We start from the raw sequence: 15217 nt of genomic DNA, 5'->3' as shown, positions 1-15217 counted from the left end.
GACTCACAAGCTCCGATGTCATCACTCACAGTGCCCATCCCGCCGGACCTCAGCCCGGCGTGTCGGGCCGGAAACACCGATCTTGGAACAGTCCCACCTGGACCGGTGCCGCGACGGTGGTCGACGCGCTGAGCAGCAATCAGGTTCGGCGACAGTTGAACGTTCGGTCATTGCTGCACGTCCGGGAGCTCTGACCTCTTCGGCTGCCTTTTCGGTCTGCGATTCATCTCAGACACTGCGGCGGTGACCTGGCCGTCCGCACAGCGGCATGAGAGGACAGCAGCCGGATAGGCTCTTCCTCGCGGAGGGTGGGGAGTTCGCAGTTATCGCTCAAGGCTGGGACGGGCCGTTCTTCCGAGTCCGGACCTCGGTCTTCGATGTGACGTTCATGGTCGGGGTGGCGAACGAATCGAGGTGGTGGAGAACGTCGATGCCGAAGTTCGCTTGCCTGACGGCTCTCGCTGGAGCGCGACGATCTTCACGCCGGCCGAGGTTGAACGTCTTATGTCGAAATGGGCTGAGACGGGACAGTACGGCGGGGGCGGTTACTTCTGGTGCTCCGACGGCTTGATCGTCGGTGAGTCCGGCTTGGATCACATGGTCATCGCGCTGGCGGGCCTCTACCAGAGTGGCAACTTTCGGGACGTCCTGAGTCGCCCCGATGAACCTGCCGGGTAGTTCCGGCAGCACAGTCCGAGCTGGACCGGATGCGGCATTCCCTACGCACGCTCCTCGGCATGACCGGACGTTGGCGTCAGTCGTCGCCCATGACGTCCAGGAGCAGGTCACCCGGCAATGCGAGCAGCCGGCGAAGAAGCTGCTGGTCGAGTTCGATGGCGTGTTCGGTCGCTTGTGATGCCGCCAGGCAGAACCAGTCGGCCACATATCCCTGATCGGTCAGCTGCCATAGGGCGTCAGTCTTCGGCTCGAGCTGGTCGAGAAGCCAGTGAAGATGATCGGCGAGCTCGCTGCCGGGTGGCAGCTCCGACGACAGCAGCCACAGCGATCCCCGGCGGGTGGCACTCGAACGGCGTCCTACCCGGGCTCCGGCTTCGAATGCCTGCGATGGCTCCAGCTCGAGGAGTCGAGTCACGGCCGCCGCGCTTCCGCCGTGATCGCCGGCGAGCCGAAACGTCACCTGTCCGCATCCCGGCATCATGGCGCGACAGGCGCTCTACCGCGAGACAAATATGCAAAATCGGGGTGCGAGGCTGGGCTTGCTTGGGCAAGGTGAGGGCGTGGACGTTCTGCGTGATGTGGTGTGGCGGCACGCTGCGGGCATGGTGTACCCGGAAGACCTGCCCATGGCCGCGGCGGAGGCGTTGGTGCGGGGTGTTGACTCGCCGGCATTGCGGGAGCTGGCGGGGCTCGCCAGGGATTCAGCCACGACGGAGATCGAGGATCTCTACCGGGACGCATTGGGCGAGCTGGATGTCACGATCCCCGATTGGCGGGAGGCAGCTCGGTGGTGGCTGGGTCGACTGGCCGAGGAGCTGGTCCAGGGCAGGCTCTCGGTTGCTGGGCTCGCGCGCAAGATCGTGCCGGGGGAAGAGTGGATGACCGGGGATGAGTTCCGCTTCGCGTATCTGGGCTACTACTGGCAGGAAATGGTGGATCTGACCTCGGCTCCGCAGGTCCGCGCCGCTGAGATCGACTTGGTCGACGCGGCCAGGGCGCTCCTGCCGCAGCCCTCGAGATGAGCGCGCTTGCTTTCCGGCGACCACCGGCGTCGGGTTGGTGAGTGCGTCGCCACCAACGAACTCGCACTCGGTCAGCGGCAGCGACAGGTCTCAGCGGTTCGTGGCTCGCTCGCGGTAGAATCCAGCAACCGAAGGCACTCTTCCTCGGATGGCGGGTGGACTTCGGTCCGCGCGCCGTCAACCTACGCGCACGGACCCGCCGTCGCCGGCGGCCAACGTCATCGTGCGGTCGGGCGGCTGATCCTTGCCGTCGCAGAACGTGAATCCGCGAGCCGGCTCGGACCGCGAGATCAGCCACTCGGTGCCGATCCGGTTCCAGTAGCAGGCGGTGACCGGTACTACCCGGACGCTCTTGGTGTTGCGCTCCAGCGCCACGATGACGGCCAGCCGCACCAGGTCGAGGCGCGCGGAGGAGTCCGGCAGATCGTACGGGCAAGCTCGTCTGTGTCATCTTCCCCGCGCCCATCACCGAAACCTGTCGCCCTCCGGCGATGCTACTTCAGGGGCGATGTATAGGTTCGCCGGGCTGAAAGCCGTAGACGACTTCCCTGATCTCTCGAACAGCGACCTTCACTTCGGACTTGGTCGGGAGCGCTGGTGAATAGTGGCGGCCGATCGGTTTGTACATGAGCGTGGCGGGCAGTTCGTCCCCGTTTGGGGACGGGACGGTGTAGCGGATGGGAAGTTCGATGAAGCCGACAGCCCGGAACGGGGCCGGGTTGGTCTTCGGTGCCACTTCGATGTACCAGCCTCGGGTGGTGGGGCGGTCGGCGAGCATCTGGAGCTCGACCTGGGCGATCGTCGGGCGCAGGGCGCCGATGCCGCGCAGGTCGTCGGTGAACAGCCCGTAGCCGCCGAATCCTGCGGTGGTCAGGATGAAGAACGTGACCAGGCCGGCGACCGCGGAAGTGGGTGTGCGTCGTAGTGTCCAGAAATGCAGGGGTACCGGGTATTCTTGGGTGAACTCCGACTCGGGGATGCCGTACTCCGTGGTACCGAAGGCCGTGCGGTAGAGAGCCATTGCGGCGGCCCAGTCGGGGTCCGTCGGCGCGGTCAGTGGCCGCGCGTGCGGGATCGGACGTCCTACGTAGCGCGCGAGGGAGAACATTCCGACGGATCCGAGCGTGGCCAGGTGAGCCGCGAGCGCCTGGAACTCGGGGCAGCGCTCCGGATCCTCCACGCGCATGGCCCAGCGGACGTAGTCGGCCACGGCCGAGCGCACCGTCCGCGGCGTGCACGGCTCGCCGAACGTCTTGCAGATGAGCAGCAGGTTGGTGACCGGTTCCTGGGTTTCGGACAACGCCGGCTGGACGTAGGGCAGGTCCAAACCGCGGAAGCCCCACCGGTCCCAGACCAGCGCGCGATCGGCCGGGTCGAGGTTGTCCGGCGTCCCTGTCGGCACGAAGGGGTCGTTGATCTCGGCGAACACGTGGGCGAGCGGTGCGCCGGCCCCGGCCGTGGCATCCGATTCGAGGACGCGTTCGGTCTCGGCGAGGATGGCCCGTCCCACGCCCGCGTTGCGGAACGCGGGAACCACCATCAGGAACTCGATCATTCCCGCATTGGGTTCGGCGAAATAATCCACTACCGAACAGCCCACCGTGACACCATTAATCGACGCGAGAATGATGTGGTAATTGTTGTGCCCGTACCAGCCCTGTTCGCGCAGCCGCAGGTACTCGATCATGTTGGCCAGCGATTCCCGCTCGTCGGGGTCGGGAAACTCGGCGGCGTAGTGGTCCTGGTAAAAGACAGTGAGCACGGCGATGTCGGCGTCGGTGGCGGTGAGGTCGTGGAAGCGGATCAACCGACCAGCACCTCCGGGTATCGCCGATCGATCGGCTGGGGACCCGTCCTGCTCACCTGGTCCTTCTGGTAGCCGGACACGGTGTTCGGGAGCTTGCAGGCCGCATGCGCGACGCGGGCCTTACCAGTGAGAGCAGTACGCATTCGGTCCCGGCGGCCCTCGGCGTCCAGCCGGGTCAGCCAGGACTCGGCGAACAGCAGCTCGCGCATGGACTCGCCGGGCGGGGCAGGGTACCTGATCGGCTCACCACAGCCACATTCGTCGATCGCGCAGGCGAAGCTCAGGATCAGATCGGGGTGCTCGTGCAAGATCGACTCCAGGGATGTGCGCACCTTGCTGGCCAACTGCCGCTTGAGCATCAGGTATGTGGAGTCGTCGGCCACGTTGCCGTGCTCGAAGAACGTCAGCATGTTCTTCCACGGTTCGCTGTGCCTCGGCCGCCCATCGGCGTCGCAGAGAACGATGATGACCCATATGTAGGCGGAGTAGTAGATGCTCTCTGCCTCACTCGGTGCGTTGATCGGTGCGCTCGCCTCCAGCATGAGCTGGTTCTGTTCGCCGCGCAGTACCTCGGTCTGCGCGCTGCACAGCTTCAGCCGATCGAGTGCGGCCGTCGTCTTGATCACACCGGTGACCTGCCAGCCTTCGGCAAGGACCACGTGCCCGCCGCGGGCTACCCGAGGCGGATGGGGTTCGTCGGCGCTTCGAACGGCGAGCGAAATCGAATTGCTCTCGTCTCCGTAGCCGAGTTGCATGACATTGTGGCCTCCCCAGCGCTTGCACGTACCGAACGGGATGCTCGGACCCCAGGTCAGCCAGCACGTGAACAAAAAGGCCTGAAAACTGCGGATATCTCCGAGGCTGTCGTCGAGTTCGTCGACGGTCGCGCGGTGGCCTTCGATGAGTTTGGGCCAGTCTTCGTCGTATTTTCCCAGCAGTCCGGAAAGCAACTGCAAGGGTGCCACGAAGGCTTCCTGTACGTGTACCTCGGACATGAAGACTTCCGGGTTTGCGTCGACCTTGGCGTTTTCGGCGAGTCGGACCCGGAAGTAGCCCATGATTTCATCTTGTACGTCCGATATTGCGAAGCAGGTATCCACGACTATCTTGTTCTTGTCGGACTTCCTCATCAGGTTGTCGGCCAGCAAGTCGATCTTGCGATGCCATTCCCGCAGCGATTTCCGGTAGTCCTCCAGGTCCAAGCGAAAATCGGAGCGGCGCCGGTACTCCCAGCGGTCGGGTCGTTCCGGCCGGGGATGCAGCAACTCGGCCTCGACCCGCATGCAAGCCGCCCGGTAGAGCTCCGTGCGCGAGCGGCCGTAGCTGAGGAATGTCAGCACCATCCAGGTGGCCCGAACAAGCCGGGTGATCTTGAACCTTCGATGGATCGTGCGGTTGAGCAGACGGATCGTGGGTCTGAGGTATGCCAAGAAGACGAAGAGACCGGCGAGTGTGGGCAGCCCGACCTGGAACAGCGTGTCGACGATCTCCATTTATTCCCCACAACCTATGAGCCTGCTCGGAGACAACGGCTTCCCTGGGACAAGGCGACCCGAATGGTGCGCGTGCGCCGCGGGCAGGCCAGGCTTGGTCTGCTCATGCTCAAGCATCGTGATGACTGTGTCCGTTGTTACAAAATCTTGAACTGATGACCGCTCTCGCAGCTGCCGTCTCGTCTCGCACTTCACGAAAGGAACAGGTGTTGGACGCGCAGTACGCCGGTCAGCATCGGGAGGGCGAACTCGCCGTCGGCGGTTTCGGGCCTGCTCGCGAGGAAAGTCCGGATTCGGCTCAGCGTGACCTCTCGTTCCTGCTCGGCCATGACCAGCACACCCGTACGGGTGGCGAGCGTCGCGACGAGGGAGTCGGCGGTGCGACGCTGCCTGTGCGGGAACTCGGCCTGCTCCAGGGAGCCGAACCCGACACCCGGGCCGGTGCCGAGGGGCAAGCCGGCCGTCGCCGCGCGCCAGCTGCGGAGCGTGTCACGCGGGCCGATGACCGCGCTGCCGCTGAACCGCGCGAGACCGGCAACCCAGTCGACCCGGTCGTCCATGACGTTCCAGAGACCGGCCAGCACGCCACCGGGTGCGAGAACCCTGGCTATCTCGGTCGCCGCCACGGCCATGTCGAACCAGTGCATGGCGTTGCCGGCCAGCACGGCATCGACGGACGCGTCCGGCAGCGGTATCGCCTCGGCACTACCCGCAAGCGCGCGGACAGCCCGCAATGCGCGGCGTAGCTCGGTCAGCATCGCCGGGTCGGGTTCCACCGCGATGACATCGGTGTCCAGCGCAACCAGCGTGCTGGTCAGCTTGCCGGTTCCGGCCCCGAGGTCCAGCACCCGCGATCCGGGCGCGGGCTCCAGCGCCCACCGCACCGCAGCCGACGCGTAGTCCGGACGGTGCTCGGCGTAGGCACCTGCCGCGGCGCCGAAGGACGAGGCATGGAGGTGCTGACCTTCTGGTCCCATCCAGTCAGCCTATTGCCGCTCGTCGGCATGAGCGGACGCGGATTTGTCGGTGTTCCTCCGAGAGGTGAGGTCAGCCCTGACGGTGCGGGTCGGTGATGTACAAGGGGTTGCTCTCGGCCAGATCAGTGAGCACCGCCGCGGTGGAGGTCTCGAGCATGCCGCGTCAATGGCGTCCCAGCCCGGTGCGTCCTCGGTCTCCGTCACCTCGGCATCATCGCCGACCGCCTTAGCGCCAGCCGAGGTCGGCCAGCTGCTTCTCCGCATTTCTCGGGGGCCAGACGGTCACCTTGTCCAACCGGCCCGACGCGGTTCGGAATTTGAGGCCACGGCCGAACGGGAGGCCCACCCACGACAGTCCGATGACCTCGGCGCGAGTGATCCGGATCGGTTCGACGCGGCGGACGCGCAGTTCGATTTGGCTGCGGCTGACCAGCAGGCTGGCGTATGGCCACGTTGCGTTGAGGTGGTTCACCGAGGCTCCGCCCCGAAGGACGAGGTCGTAGTCCTCGTCTCGCAGCGCGGCGAACTGACGTGCGTGAGCCGGGTTCGGCGGCGGGACCCGACCGAAACCTTGGAATTTCTCCGGCCAGCGAAACCTGATGATCAGCATCACCACGGCAAGAGCCCCGAACACCAGCAGGGCGATCCCTTCGCCAGGTCTCATCGGCGTCCCTCCTGCATCGCCGGTGAAGCCGAGATGCTTCCCGGATGATCATTGATTCCTGTTCCGGACAAGATCGTGTGTCACTGTCCCAGCAGGCTGCCGACCACGATCGGCAAGGCCGCCTCGGGCAGGCAGGACCTCGACGACGTCATGCCTCCAGCACGCCGGCAAGGCCGCCACGGTTGCCCGGCGGCCCGAAAACGCTTGCGCCGACGTCTTTGCCCAGGCCTTGCCGAAGGTGTCCGCGTAACACGCGGTGAGTGTGGCGGCAAACGGGTCGCGAGTCGAGGACGACCTGGATACCCTGCTCGACCGCGTTCGGCGTCGGCTGGTTCAGTGCTATGGCAGGTAACGAGCAGCTCGCCGTACAGTCATTCTTGGCATCGGCTGGGTTCCACGCTCGCAGGCTGAGCTGCCGAAGTGGGCCGTTGGCACTCGCCCTCGGCGGCCTGAGCGGGTTCGGGATGATCTCGCGGATATCACGGCGACCAGTTGTGTAGCCTCGGCAGCTATGAGCTGGCTGCCCGACGATTTCGTCCACCCCGTCTACACTCCCGTGCCCGACACCGGGCTTCATCTGCGGCCGATCCGGGAGGCGGACACTGCTCTCGATTACCCGGCTGTGATGGGCTCTCGGGAGCGGTTGTGGGGAATCTTCGGTCCGGCCTGGTCGTGGCCCAAGGAGTCGATGACGTTCGAGGAGGACCGGCTCGACCTGTTGCGGCACGAGAAGGAGATAGCCGCGCATCAGTCGTTCAACTACGCGCTGCTGGACGAAGAGGAGACCGCGATCCTCGGCTGCGTGTACATCGACCCGCCCGAGCGCACCGGTTCCGACGGCGAGGTGGCCTGGTGGGTGGTGGACGACCTCGTCGGTAGCGAAGTGGAGCACGCACTCGACGCGCTGGTACCGCAGTGGATCGCCGCCGACTGGCCCTTCCGGCGGCCCCGCTTTCTGGGGCGCGACATCGCCTGGCAGGACTGGCTCGCGCTGCCGCCCGTCTCGTGACACATCCGAAGCGGTAGCTGGATCGCGCCCCGCTGAAGTTCCTCGCATCGTTGTGTGGTCCTTGTTTTGTCCAGCGGGAAGCGGCCATTCGAGTGAGAACAGCCCGTCGGAGTGTGAACCACGTTCATCATTGTCCGAACGGTGATCTCGGGTGGGACCGGCGGGGGCAGGGTGATGACGAAATCGACGGCAGCGGTTCACCGTACGATCGTCGTCGTCGACGTCGAGGGGTTCGGCGCGTGGCAACGGACGAATCACCACCAGCTCGAGGTCCGGCGCGGGCTCTACAGCTGCCTGCGGACCTCTTTCGACAGAGCCGGCATCCCTTGGGAATCCTGTGAAAAGGAAGACCGCGGTGACGGCGTCTTCGTTCTCGCGCCGCCGGAAGTGCCGAAAAGCCTCTTCGTGGAGTCACTTCCCGCCCGGGTGGTGGACGCATTCGCGGAGCACAACCGCCTGCACGGGCCCGAAGCCCGCATCAGGTTGCGACTCGCGGTGCACGCGGGAGAAATCAACTACGACGACCACGGCGTCACAGCCGCGTCCGTGAACCTGACGTTTCGCCTCGTGAACTCTTCCGAGTTGAGGGCCGCTCTGGCGGGGTCGCGGGGCATCCTCGCACTCATCACGTCGCACTGGTTCTTCGACGAGGTGGTGCGGCACAGCATCACCGCCAAGCCTGGCACTTACCGAAATGTGACTGTCTCGGCCAAAGAGACCGTCACTTCGGCGTGGATCGCCCTGCCGGACAACCCCTACCGCGACATCGTCGACGCAGCGAGACAACCAAGTCCCGCAGCCGGCGCCGAACGCCGTGTGCTGCCCGTACCCCGGCATCTCCCGGCGAGCACCGCCCACTACACCGGCCGCCTCGCCGACATCGCCAAGCTCGACTCGTTGCTTGTCGAGCCCGGGGCGAGCGGGCCCGGAGAGACCTCGATATTCCTGATCGTCGGCGCCGCTGGGATGGGCAAGACCGCGCTGGCCGTTCACTGGGCACACGCGGTGAGAAGCCAGTTCACCGACGGCGACATCTACATCGATCTGCACGGCTACGACCCGGTCGCGCCCACACCGCTCGAGCAGATCCTGGAACGGGTGCTCAGAGCGCTGGGTGTCACCACCCGGAACATGCCGGCGGACCTCGAGGGACAGGCGGCGCTCTACCGCTCGCTGCTGGCCGACCGGCGTGTCCTGATCGTTCTCGACAACGCCGCCACACCAGAGCAAGTCCGCCCGTTGCTCCCTGGATCGGCCACGTGCCGGGTGCTCATCACCAGCCGCCAGCGGATGTCCGGTCTGGTCGCCCGGGAGGGCGCCGCCCGGTTGACCCTCGATCCGCTTCACCCGACGGAGGCGTACTCCCTCCTCGAACAAATCGTCGGTGAAGACCGGGTCGCGGCCGAGGGTGCCGCGGCTGCCGAGATCACGCGCGCGTGCGCATACCTTCCGCTCGCGCTGCGCATCGCCGCCGAACGCGTCGCCGCGCACCCCAGACTCACCCTTGCCGAACTCGCTCGCCAGCTGTCCGGCGAACGTGACCGGCTCGACCTGCTGGCCGCGGACGACGACGAGAGCACGGCCGTGCGCGTCGTGTTCTCCTGGTCCTACCGGGCGCTGCCGCCGGCCGTTTCCCACGTGTTCCGCCTGCTCGGCTTGCACTCGGGGCCGGACATCTCGATCCCGGCTGCCGCGGCGCTGACCAACCTGACCATCGAGCAGGCTCGGCGCAACCTCGACGCTCTCGCCAGCGTGCACCTCGTGGAGGAGGTCGACCACAACCGCTACCGTCTCCACGACCTGCTTCGGTTGTACGCCGCGGAACGCGCCGGCGAGGACGAAACCGAAGCCGACCGCGGTGACGCCAAACTGCGCCTGCTGACGTGGTACCTGCATTCCGCCGACGCCGCCGATCGTCAACTCGCACCACTTCGACGACATGCCCCGCTCGGCGAACCACCCGCCGGCTGCCGTCCGCTGACCTTCGAAAGCCAGGGGCGGGCTTGGCAGTGGTGCGAGGCGGAACGCCTCAACCTCGTCGCCGCGACCCGCCAGGCCTCGGCCGAGTCGCACCTGGACATCGCTTGGCAGCTCCCGACCGCGTTGTGGGGCTACTTCACGCTGCGGACTCCGTGGGTCGACTGGATCAGTGCCTACCGCATCGGGCTCGCCGCGGCTGAGCAGCAGGCCGAACGGAGCGGATACGCCTGGCTGCTCGCGGGTCTGGGAATCGCCTACCGCAACCTCCGCCGGTACGACGACGCGATCGACAGCTTCGAGCGCGCACTCGCTATCTGGCGCGAACTCGGCGACCGTTACGCCGAGGCGTGGACCCTGGGAAGCCTGAGCATCACCTTGTGGGAACTGGAGCGGTTCACCGATGCCTTGTCCCGTTCCCAGGATGCGCTCACGCTGTTTCGCGCAGTGGACAGCACCCACGGCGAGAGCGTGGCCCTGCACTGCTTCGGCGACGCCTGCCGCGGTCTCGGACGGTACGTCGAGGCGATCGACTATCTCCAGCAGGCACTGCAGTTGCGACGTCGGAGCGGCGACCCGGGCGGTGAATCCCAGATCCTCAAAAGCCTCGGGGACACCTACCGGGACCTCGACGAACTCGACAAGGCCGAAGAGCACTACCGGCAGGCGCTCGGGATGTGGCGTGAGGTCGGCGACCGCTGGAGCGAAGCGAGGAGCCTCACCTCCATCGGTGACATAGCGAAGATCCTCGGCAACATCGACACGGCGGTGGAATGCTGGCGTCAGGCACTGGCGATCTGCGAGGAACTCGGTGCCCCACAGACCGCGGAGATCCACGCCCGGCTGAAAGACGAGGCGAACGCACCTTCGGACAAGAGGCACTGAACTGACGAGCCGGGCGTGTGGTTCGTCTGTGCGCGAACTGAACGGGTGAGTCACGACGCCGCGGTCGCGATGTCTCGGAGTCGCGGCTCTCCGATCGACGAGAGCATGTCGGTGTGCTGGGGAGCCCAGCCGAGTTCACGGCGGGTGCGCGGTGCTCGGCTGCGGCTGGACGCGGCGAGGATCAGCGCGCCGAACTCGCCCCACACCGTCGCCGCTTCGTCGAGGGTGAGGCTGCGAGTGGGGCAACCGAGGTCGCGCGCGACAGCCTCGGCGATCCACCGGTTGGGTATTTCTCCGGCGACGGCGTGGTAGAGCGCTCCTTCGCTTCCCTTCGCCAGTGCCAGTTCGAACAGCCGGGCGACGTCGTCGATGTGTACGTGGGAGTAGGTGTTGAGACCTTCGCCCACGTAACACGCGGTTCCGGTGCGCGTGACCGACTGGTAGACCATCGATACGTGGCCGTGCTCACCCGGCCCCCAGATCAGGCCCGGACGGACGACCATCGAGCGGATCCCTCGGCCGGCCGCGGAGCGGACCAGGTTCTCGACGGCGAGCCGGTCGGCGGCCAGCGGTTCCACCGTGAACGGGTCATCCTCGGCGAAACAGTCTTCGCTCCACGCGCCGGCCGTGCGCTGTATCAGGACGCCCGTACCGGAGGTGAACAAGAAGGCTTTCCCGGTACCCTCGAGCGCGCCGAGGAGATCGGCGACCGCGACCCGCTCGGCTTCGGGCTCCAACTGGGCCGCGAACACCACGGCGTCGGCTTGCCGCGCGGCGGCCACGAGCGCCGGCCGGCCGGCGTCCAGGTCGCCCCGGAGTGCGCGGATGCCCTGGGCCGACAGACGTTCGGCGGCCTCCTCGGAGCGAGCCGAACCGGTGACGGAGTGGCCTTTCCCGCCGAGATGGCGAGCCACGGCGCCGCCGACGAACCCGGTGGCGCCGATGACCAGGATCCTCATGGGACGGTGGCGCCGCTCGGTTGGGGTTCGATGGTTTCGGCGAGGTACGTGCGCAGCGTTCGGACGAGCCAGTCCGGAGCTTCCTCGGCGACGAAGTGACCGGTGGGGGCGATCAGGCCGGTCAGGTTCTCGACGTGGGGGCGCAGCGCCTCCGTCGTCTGCTCGCCGACGGATTCCCGGCCCCCGATGGACAGCACCGGGACGGTCACCGGATGCTCGGCGAGGGCCGCTCGGTTCTCCCGGCCGTCGTCGAGCAGCGTGCGGTAGTGCCCGAAACCGCCGCGGAGACGGTCGCGTCCGCCATAGGCCTCGGCGTAGAAGGCGAGTTCGGAGTCGGTGAACGTCGGTTTTGCGCTGAGGGCGGTGAACGTCGCCGTGAAGAACTCCAGTTCGTGACCGTCGAACAGCATCTCCGGGATGTGCGGGGTCATGAAGAGGCCGAAGTGCCAGGAGCCGCCGGTGACGACGTTCATCGACTCCTCCAGGTCGACCCCGGGCTGGAAGGCGTCGAGCAGCACGACCGCGGCGAGGTCCTCGGGCCGGTGCAGCGCCCAGGCGAAGGCAATCATGCTGCCGATGTCGTGGCCGACCACCACGGCCGGTCCGGTCAGGCCGAGCGCGGTGATCAGGCCGCGGATGTCGTCGGCCTGGTTGGTCTTGGCGTAGCCGTCGACCGGTCGCTCGCTGGCGCCGCTGCCACGCAGGTCGGGCACGAGCACGGTGTGGTGCTCGGCCAGGGCCGGCATGACTTTCGCCCACGCGCGGCCCGTCTGGGGCCACCCGTGCACCAGGACCAGCAGCGGCCCGCTGCCGCCGACCGCGGCGGACAACCGGACGCCGTTGGTGTGTGCGGTACGGATTTCGAAGCCCGGGGGCAACCACGCGGGGTCGGTACCGGAAGGGGACATGAGGCGGTACTCCTGTTCGGAATGGGCGGGGCGGGTGTCAGGCGGGCAGGGCGCTGGGCTCCCCGCCGTTGGCGACGATGACGGTGCCGTTGATGTAGCTGCTGTCGGCGTTCACGAGGAAGCCGACGACACGGGCGATCTCGTCCGGCTCGCCGATCCGCTCGCGGAGGTTGGCCCGGCCGAGCATCTCGACGTCGTCGCCGAGCATTGCGGTGGTTCCCGCGGTGCGGACCGGTCCGGGGGACACGCCGTTGACGCGGACGCCGCGCGCGCCGAACTCGGTGGCCCAGGAGCGGGTCAGCAGTTCGACAGCGGCTTTCGAAGCGCCGTAGGCGGAGCCGATCGGCGCGGGGGACGTGGCGGCGGTCGAGGTGATGTTGACGATGGATCCGTGCCCGCGCGCGGCCATGCCGGAGGCCAGCGCCGCGACGAGCAGGAACGGGGCTCGGGTGTTGACCGCGAACTGCCGGTCGAAGCTCTCGGCAGTGGTGTCGGGAGTGCTGGTGAAGGCATAGATCCCGGCGTTGTTCACGAGGATGTCGATCTCTCCGGCCGCCTCGGCCAGGGCCAGGACCTCCTCGGCTTTCGTCAGGTCCGCGGCCACGAACCGCGCGGTGCCGCCGTCCGCGGTGATCTCTTTCACCAGGTGGGCGCCGCGTTCGGGGTCGCGGCCGTGGGCGATCACGTCGATCCCGCTGGCCGCCAGGTGCAGGGCGACGGCACGGCCGATGCCCGCGGTCGCGCCGGTCACCAGGGCCGTGCGCCCGTGCTGCTCGGTAGTGGTCATGGCATGAACCTCATTTTCTGGGTTGTTCCATCCAGAAACGTAGTGGCAAAAAATGGATGGCGCAACCCAGTCTTGGTACGCTGTGGTGGTGACCGAGACGGCGAAGCCACGACGCCTGACCCCGAAGGGGCAGGCCACCAGGAACCGGATCATCGAAGCCGCGACCGAGCTGGTCGCCCGGCACGGCGTGGCGGGCACCGGCATCGACGAGGTCCGCGCCGCCGCGGGAGTGAGTGGTTCGCAGCTGTACCACTACTTCGACAGCAAGCAGGCCCTGATCCGGGCGGTGATCACCCGTCAGGCCGACGCCGCACTCGACGCCGGGGAGCCTCGTATCGGCGCGCTGGACAGCTTCGAGGCACTACGCGCCTGGGCGGACGCCGCGATCGAACGCCAGCTCGAGAACGAGTGCCGCGGCGACTGCAGCCTCGGCTCCCTCGCGGGCGAACTGAGCACCAGCGACGAGGAATCCCGCACCGACATCGCCGACGGATTCCTGCGCTGGAAGGACCTGATCCTCAACGGCCTGCGGGCCATGCGCGATCGCGGCGAACTGCGCGCCGGCACCGACCTCGACGAGCTCTCTTTCGCACTGCTGACGGCGCTGCAGGGCGGAGTTCTGCTCTCCCAGACCATCCGCCACATCCAGCCGTTGGAAGCGTCGATGAACGCCGCGCTGGCCTACATCCGGTCTTTTGCCACGGGAGCCCGGCCGCCGGGCAGCGGGTGAAAGCCGCCGGCCACCGCGGCAGCGGGTATGGCCGTGCCGGAGGCTAGGCTGGCGCCCCGATGACCAGGGGCCGGTTCGCGGCCGAGCGCGAGGAGCCGCCGTCATGCCCGCCGATCGCGTCGCGGCCAGTACCCGTCACCCCCGCCACCAGCGCCGCGGTGAGGCCCGCCTGCCCGCCGCCGTCGCGACGCTCGTGGCCATCGCGCTCTACCTGGCGCTGCCGGAACAACTGCTGGTCGCTCCCCGGTTCGTGGTGCCCGCGCTGGAGATCCTGCTGCTGGTGCCGCTGATCGCGATCAACCCGCGGCGCGTCACCCGGCAGACCCGGCTTTCCCGTGTCCTGTCCCTGACGCTGGTCGCGGTCATCGGCGTCACCAACCTGGGCGCGCTGGCGCTGCTGATCCACGACCTGGTCGCCGGCGCGGCCGACAGCGGCCAGGCGCTGCTGCTGGGTGCGCTGCAGGTGTGGCTGACCAACGTGATCGCGTTCGGGCTGGCCTACTGGGAGCTGGACCGCGGCGGCCCGGTGACGCGCACCCAGTCCGGCCGCGCCGACCTGCCGCTGGCCGATTTCCGGTTCTCCCAGGACGAGAACGCCGACACCGTCGAGGAGGTCGCCGAGGGTTCCAGCGTCAAGTCCGACTGGGTGCCGGCCCTGCTGGACTACCTGTACGTGTCGGTGACCAACTCGACGGCGTTCAGCCCGACCGACACGATGCCGCTGTCGTCGCGGGCGAAGGTGCTGATGGCGGTGCAGAGCGTCGCGGCGCTGCTGACGTCCTTGCTGGTCATCGCCCGCGCGGTCAGCGTGCTGAAGTAACGGGACGAGCGGGGATCAGAGGTCGTAGAGCCGCGCCCAGTTCTCGCGTGAGGTCAGCTCCGGCATGGCGCGCTGGTACTGCTCCTGCACCGCCGCGCCTTCCTTGCGCAATCGCTGGATCACGCGGATGCCGCGTTTGGCCAGGTCCAGGGTCTTGGCCCGGTCGTAGGACCGGACGCGGACGGCGTCCTGGCCGGCGTCGGTGACCACGACGGTGGTGAACAGCGACGTGTGCCACCAATGGGCTTCGTCCGCGGGGACGGCGCCGAGACCGAACCGGTGGCGGCCCCTCGTCTGGTCGAGCAGCCGCTTGATCAGGACCACGACGGTCCGGCTCGGCGGCGGCGCGCTGTTGATGATGCCGATGTCGTTGGACGCGATGCCCGGGACGTCGGTGGCCTTGTGCCGCTTGGTCTCCGGGTACTGGTCGCGGATCCGGCGGATCTCCTTCATCGCCTCGACCCCGCCGTCACGCAACACCTCGGGGCCTTCGAGGAAGTC

General features: G+C 67.4%; 15 protein-coding genes and 1 pseudogene. 6 read left to right on the top strand and 10 right to left on the bottom strand.

All coding sequences use genetic code 11. The features are described 5' to 3' along the window. Positions 1-414: 414 nt before the first annotated feature. Positions 415-678, top strand: coding sequence for a hypothetical protein (locus tag ABZ342_RS47795; protein WP_360488460.1), 264 nt, complete (start codon positions 415-417; stop codon positions 676-678). Positions 679-754: 76 nt separating this feature from the next. Here the strand turns inward: ABZ342_RS47795 and ABZ342_RS47790 are convergent, their stop codons facing one another. Then, positions 755-1138, bottom strand: coding sequence for a DUF4279 domain-containing protein (locus ABZ342_RS47790; RefSeq protein ID WP_360488457.1), 384 nt, complete (start codon positions 1136-1138; stop codon positions 755-757). Between the two features lie 100 nt (positions 1139-1238). On the opposite strand from ABZ342_RS47790, the gene ABZ342_RS47785 reads away from it, so the two are divergent. Beyond that, positions 1239-1700, top strand: coding sequence for a hypothetical protein (locus ABZ342_RS47785; RefSeq protein ID WP_360488454.1), 462 nt, complete (start codon positions 1239-1241; stop codon positions 1698-1700). Between the two features lie 177 nt (positions 1701-1877). On the opposite strand, the gene ABZ342_RS47780 is transcribed toward ABZ342_RS47785, so the two are convergent. From ABZ342_RS47780 to ABZ342_RS47760, 5 genes are all read right to left on the bottom strand, one after another. Beyond that, entirely contained in the window at positions 1878-2093 is a 216-nt protein-coding gene (locus ABZ342_RS47780) for a hypothetical protein (RefSeq protein ID WP_360488451.1), read from the bottom strand. Positions 2094-2199: 106 nt separating this feature from the next. Beyond that, a complete protein-coding gene (locus ABZ342_RS47775) occupies positions 2200-3507 on the bottom strand; it encodes a GNAT family N-acetyltransferase (RefSeq protein WP_360488448.1) in 1308 nt (435 codons plus the stop codon). After that, positions 3504-5000: a hypothetical protein gene (locus tag ABZ342_RS47770; RefSeq protein ID WP_360488445.1), complete on the bottom strand. Its 1497-nt coding sequence runs from the start codon at positions 4998-5000 to the stop codon at positions 3504-3506. The genes ABZ342_RS47775 and ABZ342_RS47770 overlap by 4 nt, the downstream gene beginning before the upstream one ends. Positions 5001-5191: 191 nt before the next feature. Continuing rightward, positions 5192-5977: a class I SAM-dependent methyltransferase gene (locus ABZ342_RS47765; RefSeq protein ID WP_360488442.1), complete on the bottom strand. Its 786-nt coding sequence runs from the start codon at positions 5975-5977 to the stop codon at positions 5192-5194. Positions 5978-6203: 226 nt separating this feature from the next. Beyond that, positions 6204-6641, bottom strand: coding sequence for a hypothetical protein (locus ABZ342_RS47760; protein ID WP_360488439.1), 438 nt, complete (start codon positions 6639-6641; stop codon positions 6204-6206). A 511-nt stretch (positions 6642-7152) separates the two neighbouring features. Between ABZ342_RS47760 and ABZ342_RS47755 the strand changes: the two genes are divergently transcribed. Together ABZ342_RS47755 and ABZ342_RS47750 are read left to right on the top strand one after the other, a co-directional pair. Next, the gene (locus ABZ342_RS47755; RefSeq protein WP_360488436.1) at positions 7153-7650 is read left to right on the top strand and encodes an N-acetyltransferase; all 498 of its coding nucleotides are present in this window, start codon (positions 7153-7155) and stop codon (positions 7648-7650) included. Positions 7651-7824: 174 nt separating this feature from the next. Beyond that, positions 7825-10512, top strand: coding sequence for a tetratricopeptide repeat protein (locus tag ABZ342_RS47750; RefSeq protein ID WP_360488432.1), 2688 nt, complete (start codon positions 7825-7827; stop codon positions 10510-10512). Between the two features lie 50 nt (positions 10513-10562). Here the strand turns inward: ABZ342_RS47750 and ABZ342_RS47745 are convergent, their stop codons facing one another. The 3 genes from ABZ342_RS47745 to ABZ342_RS47735 are packed head-to-tail and all read right to left on the bottom strand — an operon-like array spanning position 10563 to position 13166. Next, a complete protein-coding gene (locus ABZ342_RS47745; RefSeq protein WP_360488429.1) occupies positions 10563-11471 on the bottom strand; it encodes an NAD-dependent epimerase/dehydratase family protein in 909 nt (302 codons plus the stop codon). Continuing rightward, positions 11468-12379 carry an alpha/beta hydrolase gene (locus ABZ342_RS47740; protein ID WP_360488426.1) on the bottom strand — a complete coding sequence of 304 codons (912 nt, stop codon included), beginning with the start codon at positions 12377-12379 and terminating at the stop codon, positions 11468-11470. The genes ABZ342_RS47745 and ABZ342_RS47740 overlap by 4 nt, the downstream gene beginning before the upstream one ends. A gap of 37 nt (positions 12380-12416) precedes the next feature. Continuing rightward, entirely contained in the window at positions 12417-13166 is a 750-nt protein-coding gene (locus ABZ342_RS47735; RefSeq protein WP_360488423.1) for an SDR family oxidoreductase, read from the bottom strand. 88 nt (positions 13167-13254) lie between these two features. On the opposite strand from ABZ342_RS47735, the gene ABZ342_RS47730 reads away from it, so the two are divergent. Next, positions 13255-13896, top strand: coding sequence for a TetR/AcrR family transcriptional regulator (locus ABZ342_RS47730; protein ID WP_360488420.1), 642 nt, complete (start codon positions 13255-13257; stop codon positions 13894-13896). A gap of 103 nt (positions 13897-13999) precedes the next feature. After that, entirely contained in the window at positions 14000-14716 is a 717-nt protein-coding gene (locus ABZ342_RS47725; RefSeq protein ID WP_360488417.1) for a hypothetical protein, read from the top strand. 15 nt (positions 14717-14731) lie between these two features. Here ABZ342_RS47725 and ABZ342_RS47720 read toward each other — a convergent pair. After that, positions 14732-15217: pseudogene (locus tag ABZ342_RS47720) on the bottom strand (glycosyltransferase family 2 protein); the annotation flags it as partial.

This window comes from Amycolatopsis sp. NPDC005961 (assembly GCF_040629235.1).
Lineage (GTDB): Bacteria > Actinomycetota > Actinomycetes > Mycobacteriales > Pseudonocardiaceae > Amycolatopsis > Amycolatopsis camponoti.
This window is presented reverse-complemented; position numbering and strand designations above follow the sequence as displayed.

Coding starts and splice junctions, on each gene's coding strand:
- ABZ342_RS47750 (WP_360488432.1), top strand. CDS start 7,825: ATGACGAAATCGACGGCAGCGGTTCACCGTACGATCGTCGTCGTCGAC.
- ABZ342_RS47770 (WP_360488445.1), bottom strand. CDS start 5,000: ATGGAGATCGTCGACACGCTGTTCCAGGTCGGGCTGCCCACACTCGCC.
- ABZ342_RS47725 (WP_360488417.1), top strand. CDS start 14,000: ATGCCCGCCGATCGCGTCGCGGCCAGTACCCGTCACCCCCGCCACCAG.
- ABZ342_RS47745 (WP_360488429.1), bottom strand. CDS start 11,471: ATGAGGATCCTGGTCATCGGCGCCACCGGGTTCGTCGGCGGCGCCGTG.
- ABZ342_RS47765 (WP_360488442.1), bottom strand. CDS start 5,977: ATGGGACCAGAAGGTCAGCACCTCCATGCCTCGTCCTTCGGCGCCGCG.
- ABZ342_RS47760 (WP_360488439.1), bottom strand. CDS start 6,641: ATGAGACCTGGCGAAGGGATCGCCCTGCTGGTGTTCGGGGCTCTTGCC.
- ABZ342_RS47735 (WP_360488423.1), bottom strand. CDS start 13,166: ATGACCACTACCGAGCAGCACGGGCGCACGGCCCTGGTGACCGGCGCG.
- ABZ342_RS47755 (WP_360488436.1), top strand. CDS start 7,153: ATGAGCTGGCTGCCCGACGATTTCGTCCACCCCGTCTACACTCCCGTG.
- ABZ342_RS47740 (WP_360488426.1), bottom strand. CDS start 12,379: ATGTCCCCTTCCGGTACCGACCCCGCGTGGTTGCCCCCGGGCTTCGAA.